Below are 24,574 nucleotides of genomic sequence, written 5' to 3'. Positions count from 1 at the left end.
AGGGAAAGCCCGATGAGGGCGTATAGTTTTGTTTTTTTCATAGGATCAAACCGCTTTTAAGGTCGAATGTTTTCCGAGGGTAAACATCTTACAGCCAGCCGTTCTCCCGGTACCACCGGGCGGTGATCTCCAGTCCCCTTTTCAGATCATGACGGCAGTTGAAGCCGAAATCCTTTTCGGCCTGGCCGGGAGAGCAGGTCCAGTATCTTTGGGACATCTCCCGGACCTTCTGGCGGTTGAAAATGCTGTTCCCCCCCGCCATCACGGCTCCGCCCTCGGCCAGCAGGGCCCCAAAGAGCGCCATTCCCAGGGGGATCCTCAGGGGGAGAGCTTTTTTGCCCAGGCTCTGGGCGATGGAACAGGATATCTCCTGCCAGGAATAACTTTGGGGGTGGGACAGGAAATATGTTTTGCCGGCTGCGGCATCGGACCGAGCCGCGGCGATCATCCCCTCGGTCAGGTCCCGAACGAATATCAGCTGGGCAAGCCTTTTTTTGAATCCCGGCAGCAGGGCCAGCCCCCGGTTTATCCATTGGAAATATAATAACACATCGGTGTCCCGGGGGCCGTAGACCGTGGGCGGGCGGATCATGGTGAGGGGAATTTTCTCCGCCCACCTCATCAATTGCCGCTCGGCCTCCAGCTTGCTCCGGCCATAATCGGAGATGGGCCGGCATTGGTCGGACTCGCACCGGGGCTCCTCCAGGCAGGCCGATGGTCCGGCCGCCGCCTGGCTGGAGGAAAAGACAAATCTCTTCAGTCCGGGAGCGGACCTGACGGCAGCCTTGGCCAGATCAACAGTGGCCGCCACGTTATGGTGGAAAATCCTGTCCCGGCTGCCGGACTTGGCGGCGGCGAGGTGAAATATGTAATCCGCGCCATTGACCGCTTCAACCAGCGAGGCCTGGTCGTCAAACGACCCATAGGCCAGCTCCAGGTCCAGCCCCTTGAGCCATCTTAAGTTGCTGGTGGTCCGGACCAATGCCCTGACCCGGCAGCCTTTTTCCAAGAGATTTTCCGCCAGGTGGCTGCCGATGAATCCGCTGGCCCCGGTAATCAGGGCCAATGATTTTCCCTCCGGTTCGATCATCCTGTTAGTTTAACTTAAATTATCACGGCTGTCAACATTTCCCCCGCCATCGGTTTTAATATTATTTCTTGACATTTCGCCAGATTATGATAAATTTATCAATTACCGGCCGGAGGTTGGCAGGCTGCTGTCCGGACCGGACGCCCATCTGGCCAAGCGGAGCCGGCCGGAACCTTCCCAAAAAGAACCGATGGAAAATTATTCCATAAATCACATCATAATGAGATCGACTTTCTATGATAGCATCTACCGGGATAGACATCGCCGAGGTCGGCAGGATCGAGCAGGCCATAAATCGCTGGGGGCAAAGGTTCCTGGACAAGGTCTTCACTCCGTCCGAGATCGCCTTCTGCCAGGGCCGCCCCAACAAGTACCAGAGCTATGCCGCCCGGTTCGCCGCCAAGGAAGCGGTGTCCAAGTGCCTGGGGACGGGTTTTAGGCGGGGGGTCTATCCCAACCTGATAGAGATCGTGGATAACGAAAAGAGCCGCCCCACGGTAAAACTTCACGGCGCGGCGGCTGAACACGGAAAGGGATATGCCATCCATCTCTCGCTGTCCCACGACCGGAGCATGGTGGTGGCGGTGGCGGTGATGGAGAAAGCATAATACGGGAGTTGCCCACGAAATACACGAAAAGTGCGAAATATTTTAAGGTATAGATGGAAATTGTTTTTGTAGTAATTATTGTATAAAATTATTCAATGTTGTGAAATGACTGATAAAGAATAAAATAACTGTTGCGCATCATTTGGAGGATACAAGTGACTGAACCCACCTTTCCTGGAGGGTCTAAATCAAGGGTAACTCTTGCGGGTGAGCGAATTCGGCAGGATACCGCAACCGCGGATGATTTACGCGTCATTGAAGCGTGGCGAGCAGCGCATCGCGGTGTTCTGAATACGTTTCAAGCGATTCTTAGAAATCGCACACGGGGCACGAAAGTATCTGTCGCCCAACGCCACAAACGAAGGACGACGATTTACGACAAGCTAACACGGTTGCCGGGGATGCAACTTGCGAGAATGGATGATGTCGCAGGGTGTCGACTGATTTTTCGCTCAATCAAAGATCTGAAAGCCTTTCGGTTAAAATTTCATAAAGCAAGATTCAATCACAAACTCCGCAACGAGCCAGATAAGTACGATTACATTAAGCGTCCGAAAGAAACTGGGTATCGTGGTATTCATGACGTATATGAATACGACGTCAACTCTGAAGCCGGGAAAGCTCTTGCCGGCCTTTACATCGAGATTCAGTACCGTACTTTGGTTCAACACGCTTGGGCCACTGCTGTTGAGGTTATTGGTTTCATCACCAAGAGTCAGCCTAAGTTTCAGCGTGGAGACACACGTTACGAGCGGGCAATGGCTTTAGCAAGCGAGTTACTTGCCCGTGCTCACGAACAGCAAACGGCTTCCTTCCCCAATGCATCAGATCGAGAGATTTTAGATGAGTTCTTGTTGCTTGATGCTGAACTCCATCTCATGCAGACACTCAGAGGGCTTAATAGAGCGAAGAGTGACGTCACTGACAAACGGAATTCAATACTCATTTTCTCAAAAGTAGGTGAGCTAGAGGTCCGCAGTTTCAGGGATGCAACTGACGCACTAAGCGCTCTATTCCAACTTGAAAAGCAAATGCCTGATCGCGACATAGTGCTAGTCCGTGCTGACACGAGCGAGGATGTTCGCTTGGCTTTCCGAAACTACTTCACAGATGCGCGCGAGTTTGTAAGACTGGTCGATGTTGCTTGCACAAAACTGAGCGGAAAGTAAGTCCTGCAAGGAATATCAGGCAGGGAGAGGCGTTGGTGATGCCCAACCCATCATTTTTTAGTGCCTTTAGTGGGCAGGTAATAAGGAGGAACTGAAATGTTCGTAGTCACCCCCCAGCAGATGCGGGAGATAGACGCCCGGGCCATCAGGAAATATAAAATCTCCGGCCAGACCCTGATGGAGAACGCCGGCCGGGCCCTGGCCGACCAGGCCCAGGCCATGCTGGGGGCGGGAAAGCCGGGGGACCGGCGGAGGATCGCCGTCATCTGCGGCAAGGGAAACAACGGGGGAGACGGCTTCGCCGCCGCCAGGATGCTGGCGGAAAAAGATTTCCGGACCACGGTTTTTTTGCTGGGCCGGATCGGCGCGGTCAAGGGAGAAGCCCTCAGCCAGGCCAAAAAACTTAACAAGGGCGGGCTGAAAATCCGGGAGATGGTTTCAGCCGCTGGGCCGGCCTCCCTGAAAAAAGAACTGGCCGGTTCCCATCTGGTGGTCGATGCCATATTCGGCACGGGATTCAAGGGGCCGGTCGACAAAAATGTGGCAGCGGTCATAGAAGCCGTCAATGCCTCGGGCCGGCCGGTGCTGGCGGCCGACATTCCCTCGGGGGTGGACGGCGAGACCGGCCAGGCGGCCGGCCCGGCCATCAGGGCAAGGGTCACGGTCACCATGGGTCTTATTAAGACCGGTCTGCTGTTTCATCCGGGAAAAACGCTGGCCGGAAAAGTGATCGTGGCCGATATCGGCTTTCCCGAAAAATGCCTTGCGGAACAAAAACCGAATATCCGGCTGGCTCGGGGCCCGGCAATAAAAGGCTGGATGCCGGCCAGAGAACCCGATGCCCACAAGGGCAGCTGCGGAACGGTGCTGGTGCTGGCCGGCTCGGCCGGCATGACCGGAGCGGCCAGCCTGGCATCGACCTCGGCCATGCGTTCCGGGGCCGGGCTGGTCTGCCTGGGGATCCCAGAGAGCCTGAACGATATCATGGAGGCCAAGCTGACCGAGGTCATCACCAAGCCGCTGCCGGAGACCAGAAACCGGACCCTGTCGCTGGCGGCCGGGGAAAGGATCATCAAGCTGGCCGGACAGGCCGACTCGATGGTCATCGGCCCCGGCCTGTCCGGCCATCCCGAGACCGCGGAACTGGTGCGGACAGCGGTCAAGTCCATCAAGATCCCGGCAGTATTGGACGCCGACGGGCTGAACGCCCTGGCCGCCCGGCCGGAGCTGCTGGGGTCCGCCGCAAACCTGGTCCTGACCCCCCACTACGGGGAATTGTCGCGGCTGTTGAAAACCGACATCTCCCCGATAAAGCGCCAGCCTCTCAAATACGCCCTGGAGGCGGCCAGGAGGTTCAACCAGACAGTAGTGCTGAAGGGGGCCCCCACCGTCACCGCCCGGCCGGAGGGGAGGGCCTGGATCAACTCCACCGGCAACAGCGGCATGGCCACCGCCGGGTCGGGGGATGTGCTGGCCGGGCTGATCGGCGGGCTGCTGGCCCAGGGGCTGTCGGCAGAAAGGGCGGCGGTGCTGGGGGTCTACCTGCACGGCCTGGCCGGGGACCTGGCGGCCGCAGACAAGACAGAATACTGCCTGCTGGCCGGGGACATCATCGATCATTTCCCCCGGGCTTTTAAAAAAATAATGGAGGATAGCTAGATGGTTTGGCTGGGATATGCGTTATTGGGGGCCCTGGCCGGGACGGTCAGCGGACTGTTCGGCATCGGCGGGGCGGTGGTGATCGTGCCGGCGCTGGTGATATTGTTCAAATTTTCCCAGCACCAGGCCCAGGGCACCTCGCTGGCCACTTTGCTGCTTCCCATAGGGCTGCTGGCGGCCTGGCGTTATTATTCGGCCGGGCATGTCGATGTCAGGGCGGCGGCGGTGATGGCGGTGTGCTTTTTCTTCGGCGGGCTGCTGGGGGCGGTGCTGGCCGAGAAGATCTCCGGGGTCTGGCTGCAGCGCTCATTCGGGGTGTTCCTGCTGGCTATCGCGGTAAAAATGATCCTGGCCAAATGAGCAGACTCGGCGACTGGATCATAAGAAACATCAGGGAGGCCGGGGCCGGAGGCCGCCTGGAGCAGGGCCTTCCCTTTGCCGTCTGGCAGCGGCAGTGGGAGGTCTGCGATATAATAGCCAACCGGAGAATATCCGAAGAGATATCCCGGCGGGTGGACCGGCTGTCCGAGAAAAACCCAGCCTACCAGATAGACGCCTGGCATTATCGATGCGTCATAGCCAAATACCAGGCCCGATACCCTGAATCGCTGGAATTATCCCGGAAGGGATTGGAACTGGCAATGGAAAATGGGGAGCGGGAAAAAACCGCCCTGATGTACAGCCTGATGGGCGAGGCCTGCTACAATCTGTCCGATTACCCCAAGGCCATCGAGCACCGGCTGGAGGCCCTGGCCATCTACCAATCGTTGGGGATGGAAGTGAGAGCGGGCGATGTCAAAGGAGATATCGGGCTGGCCTACTGGCGGATGGGAGATAACCAAAAGGCTATGGACTTTTACCGCCAGGCCATGTCCGTTTACCAAAAATTCAACGATATCCGGAAGATGGCCACCAATAAAGCCAATGTGGCCGGGGCCATGTTGCGTACAGACCAAGCGGACCAAGCCTATGATCTTTACCAGGAAGCCCTGGTCCAGGCCCGGCAATTGGGTGATATCCAAAAGCAGAGCAACATTTTGAACAATTTGGGGGCCATATTGATAAGAAAGGGCCGGTATCAGGAGGCCCTGGTTAGGCTTCAAGAAGGTCTGAAGATCGACCGGACCATTGGGGATATCACCTCCCAGGCGACAAAACTGAACAATATCGGGGTGCTCCAGGGGACCCTGGGCGATTATGACCAATCGCTGGAATACATGAAAAGGGCGCTGGAAATAGATGTCTCGACCGGCAACCTCAACGGGCAGATCTCCAAGCTGAACAACATCGCCGACCTGTGGGCCATGAAGGAGGATTTCCAAAAATCCTTCGACTGCAGCCAGAGGTCGGTCGACCTGAGCCGGCAGATAAATTCCAAGGGCTATCTGGCCCACGCACTGATCAGAAATGTCCTGCTGTGCATTTGGATGAAGAAATATCAGGAAGCGGTCGCCTACGGGCTGGAGGGCATCGCCCTGGCCCGGGAGATCGACAGCAATTCGGTACTGAGCATGGGGCTGTCCAACATGGCCGATCTTTACGACGCCATGGGCCAGCCGGCCAAGGCCCTGGAGTATTCCGACCAGGCGATGGAATTGATAACCAAGCATTCCACCTTCGAGGTGGCCCTGGAGAAGATGTACTACCGGCGGCACCTGATCCTGGGGAAGATGGGCAACCGACAGCAGTCCCGGGAATTTCTGAAAATGGCGTATCAGGAGGTGCAAAAAAAGGCCCGGGACATAAATGACCCCCGGGAACTGGAGAAATTCTATAATAATAATAAATCCAATCAGACCATCATCCGGGAGTGGGGGGAACTGGAGAAGAGCCGAGCAGGACAAGCCGACCTATGATCGAATATGTCATGGCGATGAAAGAGCCGGACCGATGATGCCGAACCGCAATAACCGATCAGCGGAAACCCGATGAGAAGCGGAGCAGTGAACTGGATAAAAACCAACCGGGGGGGATCGGGGACCGCCGAAGAGCTCTCCGCCTCGATCCCCTTTGTCATCTGGCAGAGGCAGTGGGAGGTATGCGACGTGGCCGGGGACCGGGCCCGCAGCCGGGAGATCGCCGGCAAAATTTCCGCCCTGGCCCGGAACCACCCCCGCTACGGCATCAGCGACCGGCTCTACAATTCACAGGTCTGCATCTTCTCCGGTGAATACGCCCGGGCGCTGGAGCTTTCCGAAGAGGCCCTGCAGCTGTGCCGGCAGGACAGGGATGATACAAAAATGGCCGAGATCTACGGGCAGCTGTCGCAGGCCTACCAAAGCCTTTCCAACTACCCAAAAGCGCTGGAATTCAGGGAACTGGCCTCCGGGATCTACCGGTCCCGGGGCGACCGGATCGGCTGGGGCAATTCCCTGGCCAATTCGGGGCTGATACAATGGAAGATGGGACTTTTTCAGGAGGCGCTGACACGCCTGGATCAGGCCCGGCTGATATTCGAGACCGAACGCGAGGACCGCTCCATGGCGGGGGTGCTGACCAATACCGCCAACGTGCTGCTGGCCACCGACGAAATGGAAAAAGCGCAGGAGAACTATCTGGCGGCCCTGGCCATCTGCCGCCGCATCGGCGACCTGGCCAAGCAGAGCACCCTGCACAATAACCTGGGGGCCATCATGTTCCGCCGGGCAGATTACTCCAAGGCCATGGAGCATTACAGCCAGGGAATCAAGCTGGACGAGATGCTGGGCAACCTGACCGGCCAGGCATCCAAGCTGAACAACATAGCGGTGATGCTGGGCTCGATGGGAAAGCACGACCAGGCCATGGTCTATTTCGAAAAGGCCCTGAGGATAGACACCGCCACCGGCAACCAGGACGGGCAGATGCGGAAGCTGGGCAACCTGGCCACGCTGTATGCCATCACCGACGACTACCGCCGGGCGGTGGAGTACATCGACCGGGCGCTGGAGATAGGCCTGAGAATAAACAGCCGCAGCTACTACGGGCACTTTTTGACCCAAAAGATAGGATACCTCCAGAACCTGAATGATTATCCGGGGGCCAAGGCCGTGGGCCAGGAGGCCCTGAAGGTCATCAATGACTCGGGCAACCACAGCCAGATGGTCACGCTCTACTCCTCGCTGGCCGACATTTATTACGATATCGGGGAAATGGACCAGGCCTTTGAACATTCCGACCGGGCCATAGAAATGATAGCCAAGCAGGAGCTTTTTGAGGTCTATAAGGAGAACAGCTATTTCACCCACTGCCTGATATTGGAGCGGATGGGCAAGCCTGAGGAATCCGGGAAATATCTGGAACTGGCCTACAACGAAGTGCAGGCCAAGGCCCGGAACATCAATGATGAACAGGAGCGAAGGGGCTTTTTGACCAAGAACAAGATCATCTCCCAGATCGTGGAAAAATGGGAAAGCTCCCGGCCAAAGGAAAAGTGAAATATGCCGATATACGAATACCAGTGTCTCGATTGTAAAAAGAGCTTCAGCCTGCTGATACTGAATCCCTCCAGCTACGGCCGGCCCAAGTGCCCCAACTGCGGCAGCGACAAGCTGGAGCGGATGATGTCCCGCTTCCGGACCCCGCAGTCAGAGGAAAGGCGGATGGAGAAGCTGGCCGACCCCTCCTGCATCACCGGGCTGGACGAGAACGATCCCTCGGCGGTGGCCAGGTGGGCCAAAAAAATGGGAAAAGAGCTGGGGGACGAGGCCGGGGAGGGGTTCGATGAGATGGTGGACCAGACCATGGAGGAGGAAACAAATAAAAGCAACGGCCCGGAAGAAACGTTTGAGTAGCCGGACATTGTGCCGGGCAGCGGTTGAAAGATGGGGGAAAAGGTTTGAGGAGTCTGATATTGTGCCGGGCAATGTTCGAATAGTTTGAGAGGTTATTCAGGCTGTCGGGCGATGTTTGAAAGGTGGGAAAGGTATATGAGAGATAGAGGGAAAATATTTATAAAAGGCGTGGATCCCCGATCGGGCCGGGAATGACCCGCGAATGAAAAACTTTGTGTCATAGTGTGAGAAGGAAAATATAGATAAGCATGAAACCCAGAATAGCCATAACCATGGGGGACCCGTCCGGGATCGGCCCGGAGGTGGCCCTGAAAGCGGCCCTGGACAGCCGGGTCAGACGGGCCTGCCAGCCGGTGCTGGTGGGCCCGAGGGACCTGTGGCAGGAATTTGCCGGGGTCTTCGGGCTGAAGCTCACAGATGTCCCGGTGCACGACATCTACTGCCCCAGGTTCAACATCGGGCCGGGCCGGGAGAGCGCCCAGACCGGGAGGATGGCGGCCGAATCAATCATCTCCGCCGCGGTGATGGCCCTGGACAACGCCGTCTCCGGGATGGCCACCGCCCCCATCTCCAAGAAAGCCCTGTCTCTGGCGGGCTATGAACAGACCGCCCACACCGAACTGCTGGCCCAGCTGTGCGGCTCGGGCCCCTGCGCCATGATGTTCGCCGCCGGAAAGCTCAGGGTGACCCTGGCCACCATCCACCAGCCGCTGGCCAGGGTTCCCGGACTGATCACCAGACAGTTGATAATGGATAAATTGTCACTGACCGACGCCGCCCTGAAAAAAATGTGGGGCATCAAAAGGCCCCGGATCGCGGTGCTGGGGCTCAATCCCCATGCCGGTGAGCAGGGCCTGCTGGGCCGGGAGGAGATGGCCGTCATCTCCCCGGCGGTGGCCCGGGCGGCGAAGGCGGGCATCGATGCCGCCGGGCCGGTGTCGGCCGAGGCCGGGTTCAGATGGTGCCAGGAGGGGAAGGTCGACGCCCTGCTGGCCATGTATCACGACCAGGGGCTGCTGCCCCTGAAGGTCCTGGGCGGGGCCACCAACATCACCCTGGGCCTGCCGTTCATCCGGACCTCGCCGGACCACGGGACGGCCGGGGATATCGCCTGGAAGAACCAGGCCGACCCGGAGCCGATGGTCAAAGCGGTGCTGCTGGCGGCCCGGCTGGCGGGAAGAACAAAAAGATAAAATAAATTAATGAGAGCATGATAGAATTATTGCACGTATCCAAGACCTTCCAGAACAGCTGGCAGGCGCTGGCCGAGATCAACTTCACCATCGACAAGGGGGAGTTCGTCTTCCTGATCGGGCCCTCGGGCTCCGGCAAGAGCACCATCCTGCGCCTGTTGATGATGGAGGAGTTTCCCGACCGGGGGGTGATCAAGGTGGCCGGTTTCGCCTCGGACTGCATCAAACGCCGGCAGATACCCCAGCTGAGGCGGAAGCTGGGGGTGATCTTCCAGGATTTCAAGCTGCTGCCGGAGCGGACGGTCTACGAGAACGTGGCCTTCGCCCTGGAGGTGACCGGGGCCTCCCACGGGATGGTCCACAAGAAATCCATGGCGGCCCTCAACCAGGTGGGGCTGTCGCACAAGCGGCACTCCCTGCCGCACCAGATGTCGGGCGGAGAGCAGCAGAAGGTGGCCATCGCCCGGGCCCTGGTCAACGACCCCTTCATCCTGCTGGCCGACGAGCCCACCGGGAACGTGGATCCCCAGGGGACCCTGGAGATCATCCAGATACTGAAGGACATCAACGCCAGGGGGACGGCGGTGCTGATGGCCACCCACGAGCAGGAGCTGGTGAAGAAGATGCCCTACCGGGTGCTGATGCTGGACAACGGCCGGATCGAGAGGGACCTGCCGGCCAGGATCATCCAGCGGAGGCGGGAGGAGTGAGATCGGATTACAGGGATCAGATTACGGGGACCAGGTGACAGGGGTATCGGGGGGAAAGTGTGGTTAGATTTGTGTGATTTAGGACGGGGGCGGACGGGACGCTGATACCCGCTGATCTTTATGGATTAACCAATAAATAACTGTTAACTAAATCGTCTCTGTGTGCTCGGTGGTGGATCGAAAAACGGACAGGGAACGGACCCCACCCTACCCTCCCCTAAAGCATTAGGAGAGGGAAATAGATATTATTTAACCGGGAGGTAAAAATGCGATATTTCATCATTGCCGCGGCATGTTTTTCGGCCGTCCTCTCAGCGGCCGGCTGCGGGCCGGCCCCCCGCGACCAGGAGTATCTCCGCGCCATGCGGCCGCTGGTGGTGCAGTATGCCGAGCTGGCCAACAACTTCAACAACTACCTGCCGGCCGATTTCGACAAGTTCTCGGCCAACATCGAAACGCTGCGCAAGCAGGCCATCCTGGTGTACCCGCCCTCCTCGAAGAAGCTGCGGCGGTTCAACACCGACTTCATAGACCTGCTGAGCAAGGCCAAGAAGGCGGGCTTTGTCTTCGGCACCGAGTTTTTGGACTGCGAGGAGCAGGCCAACGGGGCCAGGGAATACGACCGCAAGGTGGACCTGGCCGACAAGTGGCGGTGGGACGCCCGGGAGTCGTCGCAGGGGTTCGGCGAGGCCCACCAGAAGATGAAACCGTACCTGCAGAAGATCTTCGAATACCCGGTAAGCGACATCGACCTCAAACCCACCATCACCGCCTTTGCCAAGCAGATGACCCAGTAGCGTTGCCTGGCCGGGCAGGGGTCAGCGGGGGAAGGACGGGGACTTTGAGCGAAAAGCGGAAAGCGGAAAGCTCAAAGCATAAAAGGCGCGTCATCCTGAAAAGACCATCAGTTTTGACAAATGAAGGACCTGCGCCGGGAGAGAACGGGGAACAATGGGACGCTACCCAGCTTAAAGCTGAAAGCAGAAAGCGAAAAGTGGAAAGCCTGTCACACGGAGAAGGTCGGATTGCCCGACAGGTTGAATGTGTGAGCGTGGAATGCAGAATTTAGAATATCTAAGGTTGCCGCCCGTTCAGCTTGTCCGGCTCATACTTCGCCAGCCAAGTAAAGGTGATAACCAAGAATAGAAATTATTAAAGCCCCGATAGGTCATGCTATCGGGGCTTCTGCCGCGCTCTGGAGCTTGATGCCAAACTGCGTTTCTTACCGGGTACTTTTAGAAGAAAGCATTTCAACTGTCCCTGTTCTTTCTTGGCGCCAAGAAAGAACCAAAGAAGCGCCGGGGGCTTTGGAACTAACGTCACATATCATGATTTTGGCATCAGCGGTCAAGTTGTATTTGCCGGAGAAATGCATAGTCCCTGGTGCCAAGCCGTCAAAGCCCCCGGACCCCACATATCCGCCTGTGGCGGATCAGGGAAAACGCCGGGGTGTAATAGGAAGCCCCGATACGCTTCTGCTATCGGGGCTTCTGCCTAGCTCTACACTTTGGAATGGTGCCCGCCTTCCTCCTGCGCTTTTGCTTCGGCGGACAGGGCGGCGGACTACTGCCAAGCTCTGGAGCGGATATGGTGCCCGCCTGCGTCAAAACTTCGGCGGACTATCGTCCAGCAGGGAGGAATAATGGTGGAGGCGGTGGGAATCGAACCCACGTCCGAAAAAAGAACAACCGAAGCCTCTACATGTTTAGTTTATGTTTTGTCTTTTCCTAAAGGCCCGCATAAACACGGTCCTGGTCGGAGCAGCCCCTGAGATCTCGTTCCGAATGTCGGGACATCACCCGGAACCAGCCCTTCTTTACGATGTCGTTTGCAGGCCCGATGGGCGGAGACCTACAGCGACATAGCGCTTAAAATTAAGCTGCTAAAGCGTAATTATAGTTGCCATTTAGATGGCTTGCCAGTATTTTAACGAGCCCTCTGACCTTCTCGACATGCCACTTTGATCTATCTTGATCCGTCGAAACCTGTCGCCCCCCCCTTTTTAAGTTTACAGTTTAAAGTTTAAAGTTCGAAACGTGAAGACATGATAAAGATAACCCATAAAGGGGGAAAAGTCAAGCGGACGGGGGACCAATAGAACGCGCTTGCCCGCTTATATGGACCACTTGCTAATGGCGGGGATTCACACGGATCTATTGGATGCATACGGATCTTTACTGGATAACCAAAGTTAACGGCATGTCACACTGAGAAGGCCGGCTGGCCTGACAGGTTGAATGTGTGGGCATAGTCACCTGAAAGGCCGGGCAAAGGATGTCATTTAATGGGAAACGGAAACCAGCCGACCGGACCTTAATTTACTTTTCTGTGGGCCAGAAAAGTAACAAAAGAGCCTTGACCGCCCAGCAATTTCGGAAGCCATGAAGGCCAGGGTCTAAATTCCTTGACCGGGGCGGGGAGCCAAGCTCCGCAATGAATTTTATACGCCCCTGTTCGCCCGGGCAAAATTGCTGAAGGCGGGGTACCAAGACCCCGGGGACTGGGACGCAGCTTAAAGAGAAAAGCTGAAAGCCTGTCACACTGAGAAGGCCGGCTTGCCTGACAGGTTGAATGTGTGAGTGGGGACCAATAGCACACAGATTAACACGGATCGGTACGGATGCATACGGATCGGGCGGGAAGCAGCAGCAGCGGTAATTACTTAATACGAATTACTAAACACTAAACAAGCACTAAGCACCAGATCCAAAACTCGTGACGGTTTAGTGTTTTATCCTTTGGTATTTGATATTGTTTAGGATTTCGATATTAGAATTTAGAAATTGAATGGTGCCCCGGGATGACAATATAGGGGATTGCTTCCGCTAAAGCTTTGGCGCTCGTGGAAGCCAAACATGGAAGCGAAAGCGGAATGTATGAGTATCGTCACCCGTTCAGCTAGGCGGGCGGGGAGATACCTCAGGGTGACAAAATATGGGATTGCTTCGTCAGAATAAACGAAGGCCTGCTCGCAATGACTGTAATGATCCGAGGCTGTCACACTGAGAAGACTGGCTTGCCTGACAGGTTGAATGTGTGGGCATGAAATGCAGAATTTCAAATATCGAAGGTTGTCGCCCGTTCAGCTTGTCGGGCGGGAAGAGATCTCAGAGCCTGCACTGAGGTTGGCAAAAACCAAACTTTCGAAGTGGTGACATAGTTAAAAGTTGAAAGTTTGTAAAGTAGAAAGTCTTCTTTAAGTAGACAGTACACAGGAGACAGTGCTCAGTATAAAGTTTAAAGAATAAAGTCTCTGTGTCTTAGTGTGAGGAAAGAGGACGGAAAATGATCCGGGTCCGGCGGCATTGATCTGCCGATTATAAACCCACGTAACCTGTTAAAATATATTGACATTAAGCCGCATATAATGGTATTATAAAATGTTAAAAAACATGCATTATCACCAGAGAAAAAGGGAACCAACATGGACAGCAACAGCATCAAGATCACCCTGCCGGACGGCAGCGTCAGGGAGTACCCCAAAGGGATCAGCGCCGCCGAGGTGGTAAGATCCATCGGCAGCGGACTGGCCAAAGCTTCGCTGGCGGCCACAATAGACGGTAAGCCCGTGGACCTGGGCACCGCCATCGACCATGACGCCGCCTTCACCGCCCTGACCTTCGATTCCCCGGAGGGCAGGGACATATACCGCCATTCGGCCAGCCATCTGATGGCCCAGGCCGTCACCGAGCTGTATCCCGGGGTCAAGGTGGCCATCGGCCCCTCCATCGAGGACGGCTTCTACTACGATTTCGACCGGGATACCCCCTTTGCCCCGGAGGACCTGGCCAGGATAGAGGCCCAGATGGCCGAGATCGTAAAGCGCGACCTGCCGATCACCAGGCAGGAACTGTCGCGGGCCGAGGCGCTGGAGTTCTTCAAGTCTAAAGGGGAAAGCTATAAAGTAGAGCTGATCAACGACCTGCCGGAGGGCCAGAAGATATCCCTCTACCGCCAGGGCCAGTTCGCCGACCTGTGCCGGGGGCCCCACCTGCCGTCCACCGGGCGGCTGCGCTGCTACAAGCTGCTGTCGGTGGCCGGGGCCTACTGGCGGGGGGACGAGAAGCGCAAGATGCTGCAGCGGATCTACGGCACCGCCTTCGACAAGAAGGAGCAGCTGGAGGCCCACCTCCAGAAGCTGGAGGAGATCAAAAAGCGGGACCACCGCAAGCTGGGCAAGGAGATGGACCTGTTCTCGCTGCACGAGGAGGCCGGGGCCGGGCTGGTGTGCTGGCATCCCAAGGGGGCCAGGATGCGGTCCATCGTGGAGGACCACTGGCGCCAGCGGCACTTCGCCGGGGGCTACGACATCGTCTACACCCCGCATATCGGCAAGGAATGGGTGTGGCAGACCTCGGGCCATTTAAAGTTCTACAAGGAGAACATGTACTCCCCGCTGGACATCGACGGCACCGACTATTACCTGAAACCGGTCAACTGCCCGATGCAGATCCTGATCTACAAGGCCGGGCACTACTCCTACCGGGACCTGCCGCTGCGCTGGGCCGAGCTGGGTACCGTCTATCGCTACGAACGGAGCGGGACCCTGACCGGGCTGTTCCGGGTGCGGGGCTTCACCCAGGACGACGCCCACATCATCTGCACCCCGGCCCAGATGGACGACGAGATACTGCGGGTGCTGGACTTCTCGCTGTCGATCATGGCCGATTTCGGCTTTAAGGACGTCAAGATAGAGCTGTCGGTGCGGGACCCCAAAAATCCGGACAAGTACGCCGGCTCGGACGAGATGTGGGTCAAGGGCGAGGAATCGCTGGTCAAAGCGCTCCAGGCCCGCCACATCGACTATGAAAGGATGGAGGGCGAGGCGGTGTTCTACGGGCCCAAGATAGACATCAAGATCCGGGACTCCCTGGGGCGGCTGTGGCAGTGCACCACCATCCAGTTCGACTTCAACATGCCGGTGGGCTTCGACATGACCTACATCGGCGAGGACGGCAGGGAGCACCGGCCCTACATGGTGCACCGGGCCCTGCTGGGGTCGCTGGAGCGCTTCTTCGGGATCCTGATCGAGCACTACGCCGGGAACTTCCCGCTGTGGCTGGCGCCGGTCCAGCTGGCGGTGATGAACATCACCGATGCCCAAGGGGAATATGCCAGGCGTTTAGCGGACAGCGTACAGGGAGCCGGATTCCGGGTCAAGATGTTCCTGGGGTCGGAGAAGGTGGGGGCCAAGATCCGGGACGCCGAGATGGAGAAGATCCCCTACATGGCGGTGGTGGGCGGCCGGGAGATGGAGACCGGGAGGGTCTCGCTGCGGAAGCACGGCCAGGGGGACATCGGGCAGATGAGCATCGAGGAGCTGATCGAGAAACTGAAGGCGGAAGTGGAGAGCAAGAAGTAAGGCAATTTGAAGTATACAGTATTCGGTATGCAGTATCCGGCATTAAGTTTAAAGTTCAAAGTAAAATAACCGTGTAGGGACAGGGTGCGTTATTGGTTGTTCTTTTTCTTTTTTGTGCCGCCAAAATGAAAAAGAACCAAAAAGAAAAAAGCTCGTCGCTGCAGCTCTGCCCGGCGGCTGCAGACCGGCGGCCGGTCCTTAATTTACTTTTCTGTAGGCCAGAAAAGTAACAAAAGAGCCTTAACCGCCCAGCAATTTCGGAAGCCATGATGGCCAGGGCCTAAATTCCTTGACCGGGGCGGGGAGATGAGCTCTGCAATGAATTTTTCACGCCCCTGTTCGTCCGGGCAAAATTGCTGAAGGCGGGGAACCAGGACCGGGGTCGGGGATGCAGTTCAAAGCTGAAAGTTACAAGTTGAAAGAACAAAGGCCGGTATACAGGTGTCAGTAGACAGTAACCGGGGACGGGGGACACCCCACTGTCTCTCCCCTTGATAGGGGCAAGACACCCCTCCTATCCTCCCCTTATTAGGGGAGATGAAAGCAAAGCAAGTAAGTGAGTAGCCTTTGCGGCCTTTGCGTCTTTGCGGTGAACGGACCCGATCAGAGGCAGAATGGTAACCAGGCGGCCGGTCCTTAATTTACTTTTCTGTAGGCCAGAAAAGTAACAAAAGCATGTCCTGAGCAGGACCCATGCACAGCAAACGAAGGAAGCCTTAACCGCCCAGCAATTTCCGGCAGGAATGATATCCCCGGACTAAATTCCTTGACCGGGGCGGGGAGCCAAGCTCCGCAATGAATTTTATACGCCCGTTTCTGCCTGGGCAAAATTGCTGAAGGCGGGGAACCAAAGACCGGGTACCGACAATAGGTCTTTAATCTTCATTATCAACCATTCATATCAGCCATGAGTAAAGTACTGGTCACCGGGGGATGCGGATACATAGGCTCGCATACGCTGGTCAGCCTGCTGGAGCGGGGATACCAGGTGGTCTCGGCCGACGACCTTTCCCGTTCGGACGGCTCGGCCCTGGAGGGCATCAAGAAGATCACCGGGACAGAGGTCAAAAATTACCGGGCCGACCTCAAGGACCCGGCGGCCGCCCAGCGGATCTTCGCCGAAAATCCGGACATCGAGGCGGTGATCCATTTTGCGGCCTACAAGGCGGTGGGCGAATCGGTGGCCCATCCCCTGCTGTATTTTGCCAACAACAACGGCTCGCTGCTGTCGGTGCTGGGGGCCATGGAAAAGCAGGGGGTCAGACAGCTGGTGTTCTCCTCCTCCTGCACGGTCTACGGCCGGGTGGAAGAACTGCCGGCCACCGAGCAGACCCCCCTGGGGGAGCCGGAGTGCCCCTACGCCCGGACCAAGCTGATGGGCGAGCAGATGATCTCGGACCTGGCCGCCAGCTACCCCGGGCGGTTCGTCTCTTTGCGCTACTTCAACCCGGCCGGGGCCCACCTTTCCGGGCTGATCGGCGAGAACCCCGCCGGCCGGCCGGACAACCTGGTGCCCAACATCACCCGCTTCGCCGCCGGGCGCCTGCCGGGGCTGGCCGTCCACGGCTCCGACTATCCCACCCGGGACGGCAGCTGCATCCGGGACTACATCCACGTGATGGACATCGCCCGGGCCCACGTGGACGCCCTGTCCTACATCAAGAACAAAATGCCCGACCGGCGCCATGAATTCTTCAACCTGGGGTCGGGCGCCGGCACCACGGTGCTGGAACTGCTGAAGGCCTTCGAGCGGGCCAACGGGATCAAGCTGAACTATAAGATCGGGCCGCGGCGGCCCGGCGACCTGCCGGCCATCTATGCCGACAACCGGAAGGCCAGGGAAGTGCTGGGCTGGGAGATCCGGCACGGGCTGGAGGAGATGATGTCCAGCGCCTGGAAGTGGGAACAAACAGTTTAAAGTTTAAAGTTTAAAGCCAGTACGAGTTTACAGTTTAAAGCCTGTCACACTGAGAAGGCCGGCTTGCCTGGCGGGTTGAATGTGTGAATATAGTCACCTGCGGTGCCGGGCAACAAACACCATACCGGGAACCAAGCGACCTTGCTTTACTTTTCTGTAGGCCAGAAAAGTAACAAAAGAGCCTTAACCGCCCAGCAATTTCCGGCAGGAATGATAACCCCGGACTAAATTCCTTGACCGGGGCGGGGAGCCAAGCTCCGCAATGAATTTTATACGCCCGTTTCTGCCCGGGCAAAATTGCTGAAGGCGGGGACCGGGATGCAGTTCAAAGCCTGTCACACTGAGAAGGCCGGCCGCTGACCCTGGAAATAGTTATCCGATGTCATCGGATAACTTATTGACAAATTATACGATGGTGTCGTATAATGTTTTAAAAAGGAAACCCCCATGGAGCAAATCCTGTACCGTTACAATCCCTGGTGGGAGCCGGGCTGGCAGCTGGAAAGCCTTCACCAGCGGGCCGGGTATTTGGAGGCGATGGAAGCATCCCTGGACAGCCGGGATATTGTGATGCTGACCGGCTTGCGCCGTATCGGAAAGACCACCCTGATGCACCTGCTGATAGACCGGATGATAAAGAAGGGCCTGGCCGAACCCCGGCGTATTTTTTACGTAAGCCTGGATGATTATCTGCTGGCCAAGAGCAGCCTGCCCGAAATAATAGAGGCTTACCGCAAGATCCACGGCTTAAGCCACCGGGAAAAGGTATATCTGTTCCTGGACGAAGTGACCTATCTGCCCGGGTACGAGCAGCAGCTTAAAAATGTTTACGACAGCCAGAGGGCCAAGGTCTTCGCCTCGTCATCCAGCGCCTCGCTTTTAAAAAGCAAAAAATCACACTTGGTGGGGCGGCACCGGTTGGTGGAGGTAATGCCCCTGGACTTTGGCGAATACTTAAAATTCTCCAACCTCACCATATCCAAGGCGGACCGGCATCTTACCGAAAAACACTTTGAGCAATACTTGGCCACCGGCGGCATTCCGGAGTATGTGTTGCGCCGGGAGCCGGCCTACTTAAGGGAACTGGCCGATGACATCATCCACAAGGATATTGCCGCCCTGCACGGAATCAAGGCGCTGCAGCAGCTGAAGGATTTTTTTCTGCTGCTGATGGAACGGTCGGGCAAAGCATTCAGCATCAACAAGCTGGCCAACATCCTGTCGGTATCGCCGGACACCGCCGGACGCTACCTGGAGCTGTTTGCCGACAGCTATCTGATCCATTTGGTTCCCCGCCAGGGAAAGACCAATGCCCGATTGCTGGCCCCCAAAAAGATCTACGCGGCCGATCTGGGAATAAGGAGCCAGTTCACCGGATTTCGCGATCTGGGAAGCCTGTTTGAAAATTACATCTATCTTAAGATCAAGCATCTGGGGCCGCGCTATGTTTACCAGGACGGCATCGAGCTGGATTTCGTAACCGATAAGGGCCTTTTGATAGAAGCCAAGTATAACAGCGCCATGACAGCCAGGCAGCAGGAGCTGTTCCGACTGACGACGGCCAGAAAAAAACTAGTGCTCAACGGCCCCCATGACTTGAAGCTGCTGGAAACAGCGGACAAATAGGTTTGAGGGGCACGGCAAGGGGCAAGGCAACGGCAGGGTGTGAAGTGTGAATCGTGAATTGTGAAACCGAAGGTAAAAACATAAACGCTGAACTGTAAACGGAACAACTGTTAACTGTCTTAAGGGAGGTAGTCAGATGAAAAAGACCATGTTATCCATGCTGATCCTGGCGGGGTTGAGCCTGCTGGCGGGGATCCTGATGAAACTGGGCGCTGTACCGCATATCATGGGAACGGTGCCGAGCTCCTGGGTACAGATGACCGTAGTGTTTTTGCTGGCGGCCATTGCGCTGGGGGTGTACGGGAAGAAGGACCAATAGAACACGGATTCAACTGATTGGGCAGGATTCACACGGATTTTTTTTGTGTGGGGTTACGGGGGCGGGTGGACCAATAGAACGCGGATTCACACGGATATATAGGATGCATACGGATCTTTTCTGAATAACTAAAAGATGTCAGCATGTCACACTGAGAAAGCCGGTTTGCCTGGCAGGTTGAATGTGTGAGCATGGGATACCGGGCACCATGGAACACAGATACACACGGATCTATACGGATGCACACAGATATTTACTGAATAACTAAAAACTATCAACTAAATTGTCTTTGTGTCTTAGTGTCTTTGTGGCAAATGGTCCGGGCCCGATCAGAGAGAGAACGGGTCCTATTGAAGGGCAATAGCCAGCTATCGGGGAGTAATAGCCAGCTATTGGGGAGTAATAGCCAGCTATTGGAGAGTAAAAGCCAGCTATTGGGGAGTAATAGCCAGCTATCGGGGAGTAATAGCCAGCTATCGGAGGGTGATAGGGGGCTATTTGAACAAGAGAACAATGGTAAAGTTAAAAAAGACAAGGGGTTATTAAAAGCAACAGCAGGAATGTGTCAGTATCCGGTAGCCAGTAGACGGTATTGAGTAACCGGGGGCGGGTTTGTTTGAGGTGCGCGATATTTGAGCAAAGGGATTATGGAAAGCAGATAAAAATCCGATAACATAACCTAAAAAAAGCATGAAGATCAACGCATATAATGTATTTTAAAATGTATAAATAATGAAAAGTGAAGAACAATATAATTGGGATTATGTATATGATGCAAATTATGAAACATTTGCCGCATCATTACTGCGTATAAAAAGGTCGCAGCAATGGTGTTATATTGAAAATGCCATTCGAAGGAAACATGGCAACTTCAATAATCTCAGATCTATTGAAATTGGTTCCGGTATGGGTAAGGTAAGTGCGTTATTAGCGTTGATGGGTGTAAATGTTACGTTGGTAGATAACAATAAAAAAGCGCTTGAACTAGCCGGAAACTTATTTTCATATATAGGGTGTAAAGGAAAATTCGTATACGCTGATGCATTGGCCTTGCCTGAAGCACTTTGGAATAATTATGATATTGCGTTATCGTTAGGAACCGGTGAGCACTTTACGGGTGTCAATAGAAAGCGGATAATTGAGTCACATTACAAAGTCCTTAAAACCAAGGGCGTTGTTTTTTTTATCGTGCCCAACGCGGCATGTTTGCGATATAACGTATTGATGAATATCTCAGCCTTTTCCGGCGGCAGTTTGGAAAAAGAATTCCCTTTTAGCAAAAAAGAACTGGTCGGCTTAGCACAAAGTGTTGGTTTTGCGAATGTGTACGCGGTCGGTTTAAACTATAAAGAGGCAAAAGAAAGGTTTAAATTTGGTTCGTTGGTTAGAGGTGCCGCAAATCAATATTTCCCCAGGCTGACAAGATATATAAGAAAACTTAGAAAACGGGAACATTTGAAAACGCACCAGGATGTTAAACAAATAAATTTTAATGAGTGCCGTGAGACATTAATCACGCCTATACTGGAATTAAAAGCAAGCCGTTTTGATAATTTATTTGGGTATGCAATAATGTTAACCGGAGAAAAATAAAGACAAATGTCTTTTAACAACCAAAAAATACTTAATTCCAGCACTTGGCTTATTGGCGGAAACGCGTATATCTCTTTTGTTGGTTTTATAGCCAGCATATTTTTGATGAGAAAACTAGACCCCCTTATGTTTGGGGTGGTGGCATCAATGGCGGCAATCAATGGATTATTTGAAATATTCCGTGATTTTGGCATAGGACGTTGTATTATTTTTTCCAAAGATGATGAGTTGACGGCAACATCCAATATGTCTTTCATAGTCAACCTGGCAGTAGGAATATTATTTTCAGCGGTCCTTTTTGCAGGTGCAAATGTAATTGCACAAAAAATGAATATTGACCAGCAGTATCTGAACGCCATAAGGTTGTTATCTTTAAATCCATTGATCAATTCCGTAGTGTCCACCTTTGACAACCATCTACAAAGGCGGTTATTGTTTCGTCAAAAAGTCATTGCCGAGGCTATTTCAACCACTACTTATTCAGTTATTGCCACTGTCCTGGCCTTCTATGGGTGGGGTATATGGAGCCTGATAGTTGCCCAGCAATTTGCGGCGGTTGTTTTAACAGCAGGTTATTATATAAATGTAAAAGAATATTGGAAGCCGGAAATAACACTCAAGGGCTTAAATTACAGCAAGGTGCTTCACATGGGCGGGCACTTTACCCTTTCATCGATTATAGTTTATTTATACAATAACCTTGATAATTTTACGGTAGCAGTATTGTTGGGCCCACAGCAGTTGGGATATTATTCACGCGGTTACAATTACGCCATGATGCCCAGCAGCTTTTTAGGAAACGTAATTGCTAAAATCACCGGACCCATGTATAACGACCTGGCCGAAGCCAGGGATAAATTAGCAAAAGCGGTAAAAAAAATATTTACACTATTGGGTATTATTATTCCCCCGTTATTCATGTTTGTCATAATATTTGCAAAGTATCTGGTGCTTTTGATAGTTGGCCCAAAATGGCTACCGATGATCCTGCCATTTCAGATACTGCTGGTTTTTTCCGGGCTAAGACTGATAAGTTCTTCGGCTGCAAATGTGTTTCCGGCTTTAGGAAAAAATCATTTAATAAGCCTGGTGCCATTATCCTACTTGATATTGCTGGTTCTGTTGATATACCCCGGCACAAAATGGTTGGGTATAACAGGCACCAGTATTGCTGTTTTACTGACAGTTATAGTCGGCGGCAGCATATCCATTATAAATGCCGCCAAACTTTTAAAAATCAGTACGTTAATATTTATAAAGCCGATAATAAAAGCTGGTTTGTTTTGCATCATCGCGTGGATCGTATTCAAATATATACCGGGCTCAGCAACTGCAACCATTCCATGGCTAAGTTTTAAAATTATAATTTATCTATTATTATATACTGGTTTTGCGTTGCTGATCATGAAAAATGAAATTAAAGAAGTTGTGGCGTTAAAAAATATCTGGGTTAAATACAATGGATAAACAGCTTAAGTTTTATGAAGCCCTATCGGAATTATATCGCTTTCTGCCGGAGGAAGACCAGGGTGAGTTGGCAAGAGTTGCGATGGTCCGGTACTTAATAGGCTGGGCTAAAAATATTGACAGTGCATTGGATCTGGGTTGTGGTGAGGGCTATTTATGCAGCCTTTACAAAAAATGGGGCATAGAGTTTGTAGTGGGGGCCGATAGCGCCATAAGCCGGATTGGCTTTGGCAAAAAGAGATTTGCCGGAAGCAATTTTGTCCAAAGCAATATATTGTCAAATTCAATTTCAAGCAAATCATTTGATATCGTTTCGGCAGTTGAAGTATTGGAGCATATTGAGGATGTGGAACAATGCATAAAGGAAATGGTTCGGTTATCAAAAAAGTATGTATTAATAACCGTACCCAACGAAGGGAAAATAGTTCATACGGTTTGCCCGCAATGTTTTCACAAATTTGAACCGGCAGGACATTTGCATTCTTTCAGCATAGATACATTAACTAAAATGTGCAGTAAATACATGAATATCCTAAAAGTCACTGACAATTACTGGATCAACCACCCATTTCTAAAGGAAATGGCGCTGCCCATTATGAGAAAGATAAGAAAAGGAAAGAATTTAAAGGGTAATTATATCGGCTTGATAGGGACGGTCAAGTGAACGATAATAAAATTACATTACTTGCCATTGTGCAAAATGAAGAGCGGGACCTGCCCGGCTTATTGGAAAACTGTAGGTGGGTGGATGATATTGTGATTGTAGACGGAGGCAGCACCGACCGGACAGTTGATATTGCAAAACAGCATGGCGCACAAGTATATATACGAAAGTTTGACAATTTTTCCGCACAGCGTAGATATAGCTTGGAACATGTTAAAACAGAATGGGTGTTAATGCTGGATGCTGATGAACGGGTAGATCAAAAACTAAAACAGGAAATTAATAATATCGTCAAAAGCAGGGTAGGCAATTGTCCGGCGTACGCAGTTACGAGACGTTCCCGTTTCTGGGGTCGTTATCTGGATCATGTTTGGAAACCAATACCTCTGGTAAGACTATTTAAAAAGGATGAATGCCGATTTAGTGACAACAAGGTGCACGAACTTGTTGTCTGTCCGGGGGAACCGGGTGTAATCACCACTGGATGGGTATCACACGACACCTACCGTACAGTTTCAGAGCACCTTGCAAAGATTAATCAATATACCGATCTTTCTCTAGAAGACGATGTCGCAGAATGGAATCGTCGTGGTGGGATAAAACCATATATGTTGGTTAAAACACCATTGTTCGTTTTTATTGAGAGATATTTAATTAGGGGCGGGTGGCGTGATGGATTTCCCGGTTTCGTTATGTGCGTTCAATGTGCTTATATTAGTTTTATCAAAATGGCCAAAGCTTATGAAGGGATAAAGTTAAACAGCTTATGATGTTTTACAGCCATTTGCGTGCAATTTATAGGTTTTTTTACCGCTGGCTGCCATTTAAAAACCAGTTGGTGCATTTCATACGTGATTTGGGTATAAAGCCGAATGTTGTTGCAGCACATATCCCACTTGGTGAACAACTTGGAAGAAACCGTATATTACGAATTAATATTGCCAATACGCAAATAAAAATATTAAGCCACGATTTGCCATTGGAAAACAACATGTTTTGGAAAGGACTAGATCAGGGGTGGGAAAAAATTTCACTTGGTTTATGGTTGTCATTATGTAAGACTGCGAATGTTGTTTTTGATGTTGGTGCCAACATTGGTATATATAGCTTGGCAGCTAAAGTTGCTAATCCCCAAGTGGTAGTTCACGCATTTGAGCCGCTAGGTATGAATTATAAAATATTAACCGAAAATTGCAGGTTAAACAATTTTGATGTTTTGTGCCACCAAAATAGCCGCATCTAATGTAAATGGTAAAGGCCACATAAACTGTTCATCATTTAAAACGTCAGATCGTGCACACTTGACAGATAATAAAAGAGAATCATTCACAGATACAGATATTTATGAAATAATTGATAAAATATGCCTTGATACATTTATCACCCAACATGGGATAAGCAATATTGATGTAATAAAAATTGA

At 53.2% G+C, this 24,574-nt stretch carries 20 protein-coding genes and 1 other RNA gene; 19 read left to right on the top strand and 2 right to left on the bottom strand.

Features of this window, described 5'->3' with window-relative positions:
• Window positions 1-88: 88 nt before the first annotated feature.
• A complete protein-coding gene (locus tag A2273_01845; protein OGF07239.1) occupies window positions 89-1,090 on the bottom strand; it encodes a hypothetical protein in 1,002 nt (333 codons plus the stop codon).
• A gap of 236 nt (window positions 1,091-1,326) precedes the next feature.
• Between A2273_01845 and A2273_01840 the strand changes: the two genes are divergently transcribed.
• The 10 genes from A2273_01840 to A2273_01795 all read left to right on the top strand — a co-directional run bounded on the left by A2273_01840 (window position 1,327) and on the right by A2273_01795 (window position 10,999).
• On the top strand, window positions 1,327-1,698 hold the full coding sequence (locus tag A2273_01840) for a holo-[acyl-carrier-protein] synthase (GenBank protein ID OGF07238.1): 372 nt from the start codon (window positions 1,327-1,329) through the stop codon (window positions 1,696-1,698).
• A gap of 155 nt (window positions 1,699-1,853) precedes the next feature.
• Window positions 1,854-2,867 carry a (p)ppGpp synthetase gene (locus A2273_01835; protein ID OGF07237.1) on the top strand — a complete coding sequence of 338 codons (1,014 nt, stop codon included), beginning with the start codon at window positions 1,854-1,856 and terminating at the stop codon, window positions 2,865-2,867.
• A gap of 96 nt (window positions 2,868-2,963) precedes the next feature.
• Complete coding sequence (locus A2273_01830; protein OGF07236.1) at window positions 2,964-4,526, top strand: hypothetical protein; 1,563 nt, start codon at window positions 2,964-2,966, stop codon at window positions 4,524-4,526.
• Window positions 4,527-4,886, top strand: coding sequence for a permease (locus A2273_01825; GenBank protein OGF07235.1), 360 nt, complete (start codon window positions 4,527-4,529; stop codon window positions 4,884-4,886). It abuts the gene before it with no gap.
• Window positions 4,883-6,382 (top strand): hypothetical protein, encoded by a 1,500-nt coding sequence (locus A2273_01820; GenBank protein OGF07234.1) that lies wholly within the window; start codon window positions 4,883-4,885, stop codon window positions 6,380-6,382. The genes A2273_01825 and A2273_01820 overlap by 4 nt, the downstream gene beginning before the upstream one ends.
• Window positions 6,383-6,454: 72 nt before the next feature.
• The gene (locus A2273_01815) at window positions 6,455-7,942 is read left to right on the top strand and encodes a hypothetical protein (protein OGF07233.1); all 1,488 of its coding nucleotides are present in this window, start codon (window positions 6,455-6,457) and stop codon (window positions 7,940-7,942) included.
• A 3-nt stretch (window positions 7,943-7,945) separates the two neighbouring features.
• On the top strand, window positions 7,946-8,299 hold the full coding sequence (locus tag A2273_01810) for an FmdB family transcriptional regulator (GenBank protein ID OGF07232.1): 354 nt from the start codon (window positions 7,946-7,948) through the stop codon (window positions 8,297-8,299).
• A gap of 242 nt (window positions 8,300-8,541) precedes the next feature.
• Window positions 8,542-9,492 carry a 4-hydroxythreonine-4-phosphate dehydrogenase PdxA gene (locus A2273_01805; GenBank protein ID OGF07231.1) on the top strand — a complete coding sequence of 317 codons (951 nt, stop codon included), beginning with the start codon at window positions 8,542-8,544 and terminating at the stop codon, window positions 9,490-9,492.
• 17 nt (window positions 9,493-9,509) lie between these two features.
• Window positions 9,510-10,202, top strand: coding sequence for a cell division ATP-binding protein FtsE (locus A2273_01800; GenBank protein ID OGF07230.1), 693 nt, complete (start codon window positions 9,510-9,512; stop codon window positions 10,200-10,202).
• A 266-nt stretch (window positions 10,203-10,468) separates the two neighbouring features.
• Window positions 10,469-10,999: a hypothetical protein gene (locus A2273_01795; GenBank protein ID OGF07229.1), complete on the top strand. Its 531-nt coding sequence runs from the start codon at window positions 10,469-10,471 to the stop codon at window positions 10,997-10,999.
• 846 nt (window positions 11,000-11,845) lie between these two features.
• Here A2273_01795 and ssrA read toward each other — a convergent pair.
• Window positions 11,846-12,198, bottom strand: a transfer-messenger RNA (tmRNA) gene (gene ssrA, locus A2273_01790).
• Window positions 12,199-13,626: 1,428 nt separating this feature from the next.
• Here ssrA and A2273_01785 point away from each other — a divergent pair.
• From A2273_01785 to A2273_01745, 9 genes are all read left to right on the top strand, one after another.
• Window positions 13,627-15,564 (top strand): threonine--tRNA ligase, encoded by a 1,938-nt coding sequence (locus A2273_01785; GenBank protein OGF07228.1) that lies wholly within the window; start codon window positions 13,627-13,629, stop codon window positions 15,562-15,564.
• A 907-nt stretch (window positions 15,565-16,471) separates the two neighbouring features.
• Window positions 16,472-17,482, top strand: a complete 1,011-nt coding sequence (locus A2273_01780; GenBank protein ID OGF07227.1) for a UDP-glucose 4-epimerase GalE — start codon at window positions 16,472-16,474, stop codon at window positions 17,480-17,482.
• 447 nt (window positions 17,483-17,929) lie between these two features.
• Window positions 17,930-19,108, top strand: coding sequence for an AAA family ATPase (locus A2273_01775; GenBank protein ID OGF07226.1), 1,179 nt, complete (start codon window positions 17,930-17,932; stop codon window positions 19,106-19,108).
• Between the two features lie 136 nt (window positions 19,109-19,244).
• Window positions 19,245-19,427, top strand: a complete 183-nt coding sequence (locus tag A2273_01770; GenBank protein OGF07225.1) for a hypothetical protein — start codon at window positions 19,245-19,247, stop codon at window positions 19,425-19,427.
• Window positions 19,428-20,159: 732 nt separating this feature from the next.
• Window positions 20,160-21,020 carry a hypothetical protein gene (locus A2273_01765; protein ID OGF07224.1) on the top strand — a complete coding sequence of 287 codons (861 nt, stop codon included), beginning with the start codon at window positions 20,160-20,162 and terminating at the stop codon, window positions 21,018-21,020.
• 6 nt (window positions 21,021-21,026) lie between these two features.
• Window positions 21,027-22,487 carry a hypothetical protein gene (locus A2273_01760; protein ID OGF07223.1) on the top strand — a complete coding sequence of 487 codons (1,461 nt, stop codon included), beginning with the start codon at window positions 21,027-21,029 and terminating at the stop codon, window positions 22,485-22,487.
• A complete protein-coding gene (locus A2273_01755) occupies window positions 22,480-23,151 on the top strand; it encodes a hypothetical protein (protein OGF07222.1) in 672 nt (223 codons plus the stop codon). Before A2273_01760 ends, A2273_01755 begins: the two co-directional genes overlap by 8 nt.
• Entirely contained in the window at window positions 23,148-23,921 is a 774-nt protein-coding gene (locus A2273_01750) for a hypothetical protein (protein ID OGF07221.1), read from the top strand. Before A2273_01755 ends, A2273_01750 begins: the two co-directional genes overlap by 4 nt.
• On the top strand, window positions 23,918-24,394 hold the full coding sequence (locus A2273_01745) for a hypothetical protein (protein OGF07220.1): 477 nt from the start codon (window positions 23,918-23,920) through the stop codon (window positions 24,392-24,394). Before A2273_01750 ends, A2273_01745 begins: the two co-directional genes overlap by 4 nt.
• The last annotated feature ends 180 nt before the right edge of the window (window positions 24,395-24,574 follow it).

It is taken from the genome of Candidatus Edwardsbacteria bacterium RifOxyA12_full_54_48, from assembly GCA_001777915.1.
Taxonomy (GTDB): Bacteria; Edwardsbacteria; AC1; order AC1; family EtOH8; genus UBA2226.
Note: the sequence above shows the minus strand (reverse complement) of the source record. Positions and strands in the feature narration are given on the sequence as shown.